Source organism: Jeotgalibaca sp. A127 (genome assembly GCF_052266745.1).
GTDB lineage: Bacteria > Bacillota > Bacilli > Lactobacillales > Aerococcaceae > Jeotgalibaca.
In genome coordinates this window covers 158,854-169,483 of record NZ_JBQPRC010000001.1, presented here as the reverse complement: position 1 = coordinate 169,483, position 10,630 = coordinate 158,854, and the positions used below count along the sequence as shown (strand labels likewise).

Sequence of the window (10,630 nt, the reverse complement as noted above, 5' to 3'; positions counted from 1 at the left end):
TGCAAAGGTGTTATACTTGTTATATAACAAACGAACAGGAGGTGCTGATATGATTATCGAAATTGAACCAACCAGTTCAACGCCTATTTATCTGCAGGTCATGTTTCAGATTAAAAAAGCAATTGTCCAAGGATACGTTTCTGCGGGGGATAGCTTGCCAAGCGTGCGTTCATTGGCTTCAGAACTAGGGATAAATATGCATACCATCAATAAAGCCTATAACTTATTGACCGACGATGGCATCTTGGTTAAATCCCAAAAGGGCTATTTTATCCAAGATGATTTCCAACGGACCGTAAGCGAAGAAGTAAGGAATGAAATGAAGGGACGTCTAGAAACGTTGATTGTGGATGCTTATATTCATCAATTATCTGAGAATGAAATAGAAGCATGGACAAAAACAATTATGGAAAATTTGAAGAAAGGGGAGAAGCCGAATGTGGACTTTTAGTATTTTTATGTTCTTAATTATGATTTTGATGGGATTTTCAATTGGTTTGACGCCATTATTCAGTCGCCAATCCACGCCATTTGGTGTCGGTATCCCTGCTGAGAAACAAACAGATTCTTTTGTTGAAACCCGTAAGAAACGTTTTGCGATTCTTAATGTGGTGATTAGTGTATTATTGGGCCTGCCACTCTTTATTGCTCCTTTTATTCAAGATACTAAAGAATCTGAAATGATTGTGGGTGTCTATCTAACGGTAGCGATGTTTGTCTTCATCATCATCTCTTTCTTGCTGCAATTAAAGTATCGCCAAGAACTTCTGCGTTGGAAAGAAACCCTGCCTCAGCCGGAAAAAAGGGCAAAAATCACGATTGATACCACTTATCAAGAAACACTTGAAGTGGTCTCAAATCAAACACTGTTGATAGGCCAATTCGCTATCATTGCCATTACAGCCGGCTTGACATTATATTTTTATGACCGCATTCCTGAACAAATACCTGTTCATTGGGATGTAAATTTTAATGTCGATCGCTATGCGGAGAAAAGTTTATTGACAGCCATGAGCTTACCATTTATGCAGTTAATCATGGTTCCGGTGCTTAACTATTCCCACTATGCTTTTATTAGATCAAAACAAAAGTTATCGCCAAATAAACCGATTGTCTCTAAAAAGAAGAGCCAGTTATTTCGTAAAGCCTGGTCTACGTATATGTTTATCATGACCATGTCTACGCAATTGTTGTTTACCGTCATTCAATTCTTCTCAGTATTCAACCTACAAATATCTCCATCGTGGATGATGGTTGCGACAATGATTTATTTGGTTGTCATTATGGGCGGGATGTTTTATTTAATATTTAAATATGGGCAAGCAGGGGAAAAGTTGAAATTATCAGAGGATGACGATGATAGCGAAGACTATTACACAGATGCCGAAGAAGACAAAAATTGGAAACTAGGCGTTTTCTACTATAATAAGGAAGACCCAGCTGTCTTTGTTGAAAAAAGATTTGGCATTGGATCAACAATGAATCTGGCCCGTTGGCAAGCCTGGGCAGTAGTTGCAGGGTTGATTTTATTTATCCTGGTAACTATTTTCTGGTCTTACTGGGTTATGTAAAAAAATAAGAGGTTGAAATAGCTAAAATCATGCTATATCAACCTCTTTATTTTATGCCAACAACGTTTTTTGTTGTTTTTGTTTGATAGCTAAATCGACAATGCGTTCAGCCAAGTGTGGGTTACGAACCAATAAAGGACCATGAAAATAGGAACAGAAGACATTTTTATAACGTGCGCCTTCAGTATTATCCTTCTCATTGTTCCCTTCCCCTTGTTGCACAATACCAAGTGGTTGGACACCTTCGCCCAAAAAGGTACGGCCATTATGATTCTCAAACCCTTTATAAGTATCTCCGGTCTCTTCGTCATAAATGACAATGTCACCAGTGAAGCGGCTATTTACCTGGTTGAGCGTATAGTGGTCAAGCGCCCCAATACCTTCTAGACGAACACCTTTTGCATTGATATAGTAATGGCCCAACAACTGGAAACCACCGCATATTCCCAAGACGATACCATCATGTTCAATATAGGAAGTGATAGCTTCTTTTTTATGTTGTAAATCCTTTGAAACAATCAGTTGTTCATAATCTTGCCCACCGCCGAAAAATACGATGTCGTAATCTTCAGGATTAAAAGGCTGATCAAGGCTGACAATTTCCGTTTCAACCTTCACACCTTTTTGGCGCGCAATATACTGTAGCATCAGCACATTACCATTGTCGCCATATGTATTCATAAGGTTCCCGTATAAGTGACAAATTTTTAGTTTCATGACTATTTCATCCTTTCTTGGATGTAACCTTTTTCAGCCAGAGCTTTACGAAGGTTTAAAACGGCTGTATAAGTAGCCATCACATAAATTTTTTCGGTTGGTGCATTTTGGAAAGAGGCAATTAACGATTCAACTGAATCCGTAGTGGTCATACGCTCGTCAGAAATGCCGGCGACCTTCAAACGCAATGCCATTTCTTCTCTGCGAATACCGCTGACACCAACATAAGGAATATCAAAGTCATTCAGCTTCTCAAATTCCCCATCCCATATCCAACTCACGTCTGTTCCATCAGCAGGGCGGTCATTCAATACAACACCCAGGGAGAAGGGATCGTCTTCATAATCCAATAGTGCGATAATTTGATTTAGCCCAACCGGATTTTTTATCAAGTTTAAGATGACAAGTTTGTCGCCAATTTTAATTGTTTCCTGACGCCCGAATTTTGATTCAGTTGCTGAGAAGCCTGCCTGGATTTCTTCAGGTGTTAAACCGAATTCTCGACCTATTGAATAAGCTGCCAATGCATTATAAATATTATATAATCCGGCAATGTTAATCTTAAAAGGATGCCCATCAATGTGGAACGTTGATGAATTATAATCCAAATGGTCGACTGCGGTGACGGCATATTTTAATTGCGGACGTTTGAAATCGCAGTTAGGACAATAGTATTTCCCTAGGTTGGCATAGGTATTAAATTTGTAATGTAAAATACTGTCACAATTTGGACATAGGACACCATCCGTATTGAAGTGTGCCATCGTCTCGCCATCTTCTTCGTGGTTGAAACCAAAGTAAATGCTGGGATTAACCAATTCTCTGGAATTAAACATCGGGCTATCACCATTTGCTAAAATAATTGCATCTGGTGCCTGCGCAGCGCCTTCAACCATTTTGTCATAAATCGTATAAATTTCACCAAAGCGGTCCATTTGGTCTCTAAACACATTTGTATTCACTATAATACGCGGTTTAATATGTTTCGTAACATGAACCAAGCTTGCTTCGTCGACTTCCAGAATCGCTACTTTTTTATCATTTCCAGAACGTTTCTCCAGGAATGTGGAAATAATTCCTTGGGCCATATTTGCGCCGGTTGGATTCGTTAATATATCTGGGTATTTTTGTTGTAGTACATGGAAAGCCAAAGAAGTCGTTAAGGTTTTACCGTTTGTCCCCGTTACGATAACAACTTCGTAATCTTTTGCGAGGTGAGCAAGAACAGATGGATCAATTTTTGCTGCAAGTTTACCCGGCAAACTCGTACCACCTTTTGTAAATGTACGCAATGCCCATTGCGTTCCTTTTCCGACCGTGACGGCCAATGATCCTCGAATACTCAATGTCATCTCTCCTCCATAAAAATTCTCTTTGACATCATAGCATAAAAGCTGTTCTTTCTGGAAGTACTACCTTCCTTCAGAAAAGCAGATGAAATGAAGTTTTAGCTTTTCTTAACAAAAAAATGTTCTTGGACCAAAATCCAGATCGAAATATTGACTTTGGACCCATTTATTACTATTATATTACAAGACAAGTTTTGAACGAAATATGAGCGGGGTGTAAAATGGCGCAGTTATTTTTTAAGTATGGTGCAATGAATAGTGGGAAAACAATTGAAATCTTAAAAGTTGCCCACAATTACGAGGAACAAAATAAACCCGTTTTGATTTTCACCAGCGCACTAGATGACCGCGATGAAATAGGTTTTGTCGCAAGTCGAATCGGGATGAAAAGAGAAGCCATCCCGGTTTATCCTGAAACGGATATGTATGAAGTTGTAAAAAAAGAAGAGAAGACACCCTATTGCATTTTGGTTGATGAGGCCCAATTCTTAAAAGAAAAACACGTATTGCAAATGGCTAAAATTGTGGATGAATTAAACATACCAGTAATGGCCTTTGGTTTGAAAAACGATTTTACAAATGAACTATTTGATGGTTCTAAATATTTATTGTTATACGCAGATAAGATAGAAGAAATTAAAACAATTTGCTGGTATTGTCATAAAAAGGCGACAATGAACATGCGTATTGTAGACAACCGACCGGTTTACCAAGGAGAACAAATTCAAATAGGTGGCAACGAGGCTTACGTGCCTGTTTGCCGCAATCATTATTTCCATCCTCCTTTGGGATAGGATGATAAGCGCATGCACGTATTTGAAAAATAGAAGGGTTTTGAAATTATGTTTGACCAATTAGATTCATTCATTATTCGCTATGAAGAATTATCAGAATTATTAAGTGATCCGGAAGTGATTTCTGATACACGTCGTTTCATGGAATTGACAAAAGAAGAAGCAGGCTTACGTCCTAAAGTTGAAGTATTCCGCCGCTATCAAAGAGTGGAAGAAGAACTGGCCGAAACTGAAGAATTACTTTCTGAAAATCTTGACGACGATATGGCAAAGCTCGCTAAAGAAGAGCTTGCGATGCTAAAAAGTGAAAGAGAAGAATTACAAGAACGCATTAAAGTTTTACTTTTGCCAGAAGATCCAAATGACGGAAAAAATATTATTATGGAGATTCGTGGGGCAGCTGGTGGAGATGAAGCGGCACTATTTGCTGGGGATTTATATGAAATGTACAGTAAATATGCGGAGTCTCAAGGTTGGAGAGTCGAAGTCATGGATGCCAACATTACAGGTATTGGTGGCTACAAAGAAATCATTTTAATGATTACGGGACAAAATGTCTTTTCTAAACTGAAATACGAAAGTGGTGCACACCGCGTGCAACGGGTGCCATCTACCGAATCACAAGGTCGCGTTCATACTTCAACGGCAACAGTTGTTGTCATGCCAGAAATGGAAGAAGTGGATGTGGATCTGGCTGATAAAGATATCCGTGTAGATATTTATCATGCATCAGGAGCAGGTGGACAACACGTTAACAAAACGGCTTCAGCAGTACGTTTGACACACATCCCAACGGGTATAGCTGTTGCGATGCAGGATGAAAGATCCCAACTTAAAAACCGTGAAAAAGCAATGAAAGTTCTGCGGGCACGTGTTTATGACCAAATCTCTTCCGAGGCGCAATCAGAATATGATGCCAGCAGAAAGTCTGCAGTCGGAACGGGTGACCGTTCAGAACGTATTCGGACTTATAATTTTCCGCAAAACCGCGTAACAGATCACCGTATTGGTTTAACGATTCAAAAATTGGATCAGATTTTGGGTGGTAAATTAGATGAGGTTGTTGATGCATTGATTTTGGCTGATCAAGCTGAAAAATTGGAGAAATTAAACAATGGAAGTTATTAAATTGAAAACATACCAAAAAGTAATCCAACAAGCAGCACATTTATTGGAATCAAGCCAAATGAACACTCATATCGCTGAACGCCTATTGATTGATCGTTTAGATTGGAACAAAACCGAATTAATCAATCATTTAAATGAGGAGATGCCTGAAGCTATCTATCTCCAATACCTTGATGATTTGAACGAGTTTATCAAAGGCAAACCACTGCAATATATCGTGGGAAAAGAATGGTTCTATGGCTTGCCCTTGATGGTGACAGCCGACACCTTGATTCCAAGGCCGGAAACGGAAGAGCTGGTTCATACGGCTTTGCACCATCTCAAAGAGGAAAAAGGCTCTGAATCGTTAAGAATCCTGGATATCGGTACAGGTTCTGGAGCCATTGCCATCGCAATGAAAAATGAACGTCTCCAAGACGAAGTGACGGCAACTGATATTTCGCAAGCAGCGCTCGACGTTGCCAAGAAAAATGCTGAAGCACATCAATTACAGATTCGTTTCTTACAAGGTGATTTACTGGAACCAGTTTCGCTAGAAACCTTTGATTGCATCATCAGTAATCCACCCTATATTAGTTACAACGAAACTGATGTTATGGATGAATCAGTTTTGAATTATGAACCTCATACAGCTTTGTTTGCCGAAAATGAAGGTATGAGCCTTTATGAACGGCTCGCTTATACATTGCCCTTCCACCTAAAGACAGACGGTTGCCTATTTATGGAAATCGGCTATCAACAAGGTGAAAAACTGCAGGATTTGTACAAGAAAGCATTTCCGGATAAAGAAGTAACGATTCAACAAGATATTAATGGTCTCGACCGTATGTTAATAGTAAAATAGATTTAGACAGAGAGTGGAAAAAAAGGCGTTTAGCCCCGGATCAATGGAGCGAATAAGCGGAAGATGGTCGCAGACTATCTGAGCATTATTCGTGAAGTGACGCCGGGGCTGCCTTTTTGAGCACGTTTACGAAGCAAATATTCGGTTAAATAGCCGGGGCCGGGAGTTATTTCCCAAACCCTTTTTTTGGAAGGAATGGACTAATAATGGAGACACAACTATTCAACAAGGAAAACATGCCAGAAGCAGGAGCCCTTTTGAGAAAAGGCGAACTGGTGGCTTTTCCTACCGAAACAGTTTATGGATTGGGAGCAATTGCTTCTGATAATGCGGCCGTAAAAAAAGTTTACCAGGTAAAGGGGCGTCCGAGCGACAATCCTCTGATCGTTCATGTGGCCTCTCACGAAATCGGGCAATATGTGGCTGAGATTCCAAACGTAGCTAAAAAGATGATGGAAGTATTTTGGCCGGGTCCCTTAACTTTGATATTCAATGCTAAACCAGGTGTATTCGCTCCAGCTGTTACAGGAGGGCAAAGTACAGTCGCACTGCGTATGCCAGCTCAAGATTTGTCTTTACGCTTAATTCAGGAAGCGGGCTTTCCACTCGTAGGGCCGAGTGCTAATACTTCGGGGAAACCAAGTCCGACCACTGCACAACATGTCCTTCATGATTTAGGTGGAAAAATTGCTGGCGTCGTCGAGGGGGGAGAAACGCAAATTGGCGTCGAATCCACAGTTCTGGACTTAACGGACGAGCGGGGATTGATTATTCTCAGACCTGGTGCCGTAACCAAAGAACAACTCCAAATTGTTACCGATCAAAAAGTTTGGATGAATGATGAAGTAAAGGTATTAAATCCTGAGGAAGCTCCCAAAGCTCCTGGTATGAAATATACTCATTATTCACCGAACCAACCGGTTATTCTTATGCGGGCAGATTGGTCCATAAAAATATCTGAGCTTCTGGCTGAGGAGAAAGTAATAGGGGTTTTGGCTTCGGATGAACAAATAGCTGAAATCGAGATAAAAGACGAAATCATACCTTATTCATTGGGTTCACGAACGGATGCACGCATTGCTTCCCAACGTTTATATGCAGGACTGAGGTATTTTGATAACCAGGATGTCGATGTCATATTGGCCGAGGCATATCCGAAAGATGGCATTGGGATTGCCTTCATGAATAGACTTGAAAAAGCTTCATCGGCAGTTTATCCCCAATAGCATTTGTGCTATACTTACGTTAATATTTTAATTGTATTTTAATTATGAATCGGTTTCAGGAGGATGGGTATGTTTGATAAATTAGTATTTGAAGCAATCGAAAATGAAAAAGCACGACAAGAAAATGGGATAGAACTAATCGCCTCCGAGAATTTCGTATCCAAGGATGTCATGCTTGCGCAGGGAAGTATCTTGACTAATAAATATGCCGAGGGATACCCAGGCCGTCGTTATTATGGCGGATGTGAATTTGTTGATGTAATTGAAAATCTGGCAATTGATCGTTTGAAGGAACTATTTGGGGCAGAGTATGCAAATGTTCAACCACACTCTGGTAGCCAAGCGAATATGGCAGCCTATCGTGCCATCCTGGAACCAGGTAGTAAAATATTGGGTATGGATTTAAACCACGGCGGTCATTTGACACATGGATCGGCCGTTAACTTCAGTGGTCAAATGTATGATTTCGTGGCTTACGGTGTCGAAAAAGAGACAGAAATAATCGATTATGAAAAAGTAAGAGAGATCGCTTTGGCAGAAAGACCCCAATTAATTGTCGCAGGAGCAAGTGCCTATCCGCGTGCACTGGACTTCAAAAAATTTAGAGAAATTGCCGATGAAATCGGTGCTATGTTGATGGTGGATATGGCTCATATTGCGGGCCTTTGTGCAACAGGCTATCACCAAAATCCCGTCGAATTTGCAGACATTGTGACCTCAACGACCCATAAAACGTTACGCGGTCCTCGTGGTGGTGTCATCATGGCGAAGAAGCAATACGGCAAGAAGTTGAATTCTGCTATTTTTCCAGGTATTCAGGGTGGACCTTTGGAACATGTTATCGCTGCAAAAGCAGTTGCTTTTAATGAAGCTTTAGACGATTCCTTCAAGAATTACATTGGCCAAGTATTGGATAATGCAAAAGCGATGGCAGATGTATTTAAAAATTCAAAATTCCGGGTCATCAGTGGAGGAACTGACACGCATTTATTACTGTTGGACGTATCTGGATTTGATTTGAATGGGAAAGAAGTGGAAACGTTATTGGATTCTGTGGGAATAACGGCGAATAAAAATGCGATACCATTTGATACATTGCCCCCAAGCAAGACAAGCGGCATTCGTATCGGTACTCCAGCAATAACGACCCGTGGATTCGGTAGAGCAGAAGCGATTAAAGTTGCAGAGTTAATTATTAAAACGGTTGAAAACCGAGAAGATGAAACCCTGCTTGATGAAATCAAGAACGAGGTTCAGGCACTGACTGCTCAATTCCCATTATACAAATAAGATTATAAAATAAATTCTGGTAAATCTAGCTCCAATCCTTTACAATAGAAAAAGTGAAAATTGAGAGGGGAATACAAATGGGACAAGTAACCGTTATGGATCATCCATTAATCCAACATAAATTAACAATTATTCGTCAAACAACAACAGGAACCAAAGACTTCCGTGAAGTGGTCAGTGAAATTGCAATGCTGATGGCTTATGAAGTAACACGCGACATGCCTTTAGAGGATGTTGAAATCGAGACACCACTTGTAAAATCAGTACAAAAAACTTTAAGTGGTAAAAAAGTCGCGATTATTCCAATTCTTCGTGCAGGATTAGGGATGGTAGATGGTTTCTTGGCAATGTTGCCTGCAGCTAAAGTTGGACACGTAGGGCTTTATCGTGATGAAGAAACACTTGAACCGCATGAGTATTTCGTTAAATTGCCAGCTGATATTCCAGAACGTCAATTATTTGTTGTGGACCCAATGTTAGCAACAGGTGGTTCTGCAATTGCAGCAATTGAGGCTTTGGAAAAACGTGGTGCAAAACCATCCAACATTAAATTTATCTGTTTAGTTGCTGCGCCAGAAGGTGTTAAAGCATTGAATGACGCTTATCCAGGTGTAGAAATCGTGGTTGCGGCCTTAGATGAAAGACTAAACGAAGCGGGTTACATTCTTCCAGGATTGGGAGATGCTGGTGACCGCCTATTTGGTACGAAATAATGTGTAAGAGACAAAGGGTAACCTTTGTCTCTTTTTTTGTTCCAATAGGATTAAACATATCTAAAAATATTGCCTCGCTAAATTTTAATCAAACATTTCACAAAGTTGAGAACGCAATATTATTATAGGTTTCGGTAAAGAAAATTTCGTAATTGTTTCAAAAATCTTTGCTAATCTTAATACAAGATGGTATTATTGGCAATGCGAGCAGGCCAATGTTTTTTTCATGTTTTTCATTGGCTTGTTAAATTACGTTTGAAAAGAGGTGAAACAATTGGAACATGAATCGGTTGTTGTTGAATTCATGGGGATTGGCTTTGACTTGAATATCATTATCAGTGTAGTTGCTACCTGTGTATTGGTTCTTTTATTCTGTTACGTGTGTACACGTAAGTTGTCAATAAGACCAGGAAGAGGACAGCTTGTTATTGAGTACATTGCAGGTTTTGTTAGAAATATGATTTCTAGCTCAATGGATTGGAAAGTGGGAGAACAATTCTACCTACTTGGTTTTACACTATTTTTGTTTATCTGGGTTGCAAATATGTTAGGTCTAGTTTTAATCCTGAATATAGGTGGTTTTTCCTATTGGAAGAGTCCTACTGCCAGTCCAGTTGTAACATTGGCCCTATCGCTGCTCATTATTTTGATGACGCATTATTTTGGCGTTCGGGAACAAGGTTTTAAAGGCTATTTCATGAATAGTTATGTAAGACCGGTAGCAGCTTTGATGCCAATCAAGATTCTTGAAGAGTTCACGAACACGTTGACATTGGCACTACGTCTATACGGAAACGTTTATGCTGGAGAGATTTTACTTGGTCTAATTGCCTCTTTGGCAAATATGGCTGGTCCATGGACATGGGCCATTGGTATTCCTTTACAAATGGTTTGGCAAGGTTTCTCGATTTTTATCGGTTCTATTCAAGCCTTCGTTTTTACAACTTTGACAATGGTTTACCTATCACACAAAATTGAACATTAATTATTAAAGGGGA

11 protein-coding genes are annotated in these 10,630 nt (G+C 39.9%); 9 read left to right on the top strand and 2 right to left on the bottom strand.

Going from position 1 to position 10,630, the window contains the following annotated elements:
- Positions 1–49: 49 nt before the first annotated feature.
- Positions 50–451, top strand: coding sequence for a GntR family transcriptional regulator (locus tag ACTVAI_RS00875; RefSeq protein ID WP_443473974.1), 402 nt, complete (start codon positions 50–52; stop codon positions 449–451).
- On the top strand, positions 438–1,571 hold the full coding sequence (locus ACTVAI_RS00870; RefSeq protein WP_443485677.1) for a DUF1648 domain-containing protein: 1,134 nt from the start codon (positions 438–440) through the stop codon (positions 1,569–1,571). The genes ACTVAI_RS00875 and ACTVAI_RS00870 overlap by 14 nt, the downstream gene beginning before the upstream one ends.
- A 51-nt stretch (positions 1,572–1,622) precedes the next feature.
- On the opposite strand, the gene ACTVAI_RS00865 is transcribed toward ACTVAI_RS00870, so the two are convergent.
- On the bottom strand, positions 1,623–2,288 hold the full coding sequence (locus tag ACTVAI_RS00865; RefSeq protein WP_443473976.1) for a type 1 glutamine amidotransferase: 666 nt from the start codon (positions 2,286–2,288) through the stop codon (positions 1,623–1,625).
- Positions 2,289–2,290: 2 nt separating this feature from the next.
- Entirely contained in the window at positions 2,291–3,634 is a 1,344-nt protein-coding gene (locus ACTVAI_RS00860) for a MurT ligase domain-containing protein (protein WP_443485676.1), read from the bottom strand.
- A 224-nt stretch (positions 3,635–3,858) separates the two neighbouring features.
- Between ACTVAI_RS00860 and ACTVAI_RS00855 the strand changes: the two genes are divergently transcribed.
- The 7 genes from ACTVAI_RS00855 to atpB all read left to right on the top strand — a co-directional run bounded on the left by ACTVAI_RS00855 (position 3,859) and on the right by atpB (position 10,617).
- Complete coding sequence (locus tag ACTVAI_RS00855; RefSeq protein WP_443473978.1) at positions 3,859–4,431, top strand: thymidine kinase; 573 nt, start codon at positions 3,859–3,861, stop codon at positions 4,429–4,431.
- A 48-nt stretch (positions 4,432–4,479) separates the two neighbouring features.
- Positions 4,480–5,559, top strand: coding sequence for a peptide chain release factor 1 (gene prfA, locus ACTVAI_RS00850; RefSeq protein ID WP_443473979.1), 1,080 nt, complete (start codon positions 4,480–4,482; stop codon positions 5,557–5,559).
- Positions 5,546–6,403 carry a peptide chain release factor N(5)-glutamine methyltransferase gene (gene prmC / locus ACTVAI_RS00845; RefSeq protein WP_443473980.1) on the top strand — a complete coding sequence of 286 codons (858 nt, stop codon included), beginning with the start codon at positions 5,546–5,548 and terminating at the stop codon, positions 6,401–6,403. Before prfA ends, prmC begins: the two co-directional genes overlap by 14 nt.
- A gap of 206 nt (positions 6,404–6,609) precedes the next feature.
- On the top strand, positions 6,610–7,629 hold the full coding sequence (locus ACTVAI_RS00840; RefSeq protein ID WP_443485675.1) for an L-threonylcarbamoyladenylate synthase: 1,020 nt from the start codon (positions 6,610–6,612) through the stop codon (positions 7,627–7,629).
- A 69-nt stretch (positions 7,630–7,698) separates the two neighbouring features.
- Positions 7,699–8,919 (top strand): serine hydroxymethyltransferase, encoded by a 1,221-nt coding sequence (gene glyA, locus ACTVAI_RS00835; RefSeq protein ID WP_443473982.1) that lies wholly within the window; start codon positions 7,699–7,701, stop codon positions 8,917–8,919.
- A 77-nt stretch (positions 8,920–8,996) separates the two neighbouring features.
- Positions 8,997–9,632 (top strand): uracil phosphoribosyltransferase, encoded by a 636-nt coding sequence (gene upp / locus ACTVAI_RS00830; RefSeq protein WP_443473983.1) that lies wholly within the window; start codon positions 8,997–8,999, stop codon positions 9,630–9,632.
- A 274-nt stretch (positions 9,633–9,906) separates the two neighbouring features.
- Entirely contained in the window at positions 9,907–10,617 is a 711-nt protein-coding gene (atpB, locus tag ACTVAI_RS00825; protein ID WP_443473984.1) for a F0F1 ATP synthase subunit A, read from the top strand.
- Positions 10,618–10,630 lie beyond the last annotated feature (13 nt).

Bases quoted from the DNA above. Each gene is read 5' to 3' on its own strand.
- upp (WP_443473983.1), top strand. From the start codon at position 8,997: ATGGGACAAGTAACCGTTATGGATCATCCATTAATCCAACATAAATTA.
- prmC (WP_443473980.1), top strand. From the start codon at position 5,546: ATGGAAGTTATTAAATTGAAAACATACCAAAAAGTAATCCAACAAGCA.
- ACTVAI_RS00855 (WP_443473978.1), top strand. From the start codon at position 3,859: ATGGCGCAGTTATTTTTTAAGTATGGTGCAATGAATAGTGGGAAAACA.
- ACTVAI_RS00865 (WP_443473976.1), bottom strand. From the start codon at position 2,288: ATGAAACTAAAAATTTGTCACTTATACGGGAACCTTATGAATACATAT.
- prfA (WP_443473979.1), top strand. From the start codon at position 4,480: ATGTTTGACCAATTAGATTCATTCATTATTCGCTATGAAGAATTATCA.
- ACTVAI_RS00875 (WP_443473974.1), top strand. From the start codon at position 50: ATGATTATCGAAATTGAACCAACCAGTTCAACGCCTATTTATCTGCAG.
- ACTVAI_RS00840 (WP_443485675.1), top strand. From the start codon at position 6,610: ATGGAGACACAACTATTCAACAAGGAAAACATGCCAGAAGCAGGAGCC.
- ACTVAI_RS00870 (WP_443485677.1), top strand. From the start codon at position 438: ATGTGGACTTTTAGTATTTTTATGTTCTTAATTATGATTTTGATGGGA.
- glyA (WP_443473982.1), top strand. From the start codon at position 7,699: ATGTTTGATAAATTAGTATTTGAAGCAATCGAAAATGAAAAAGCACGA.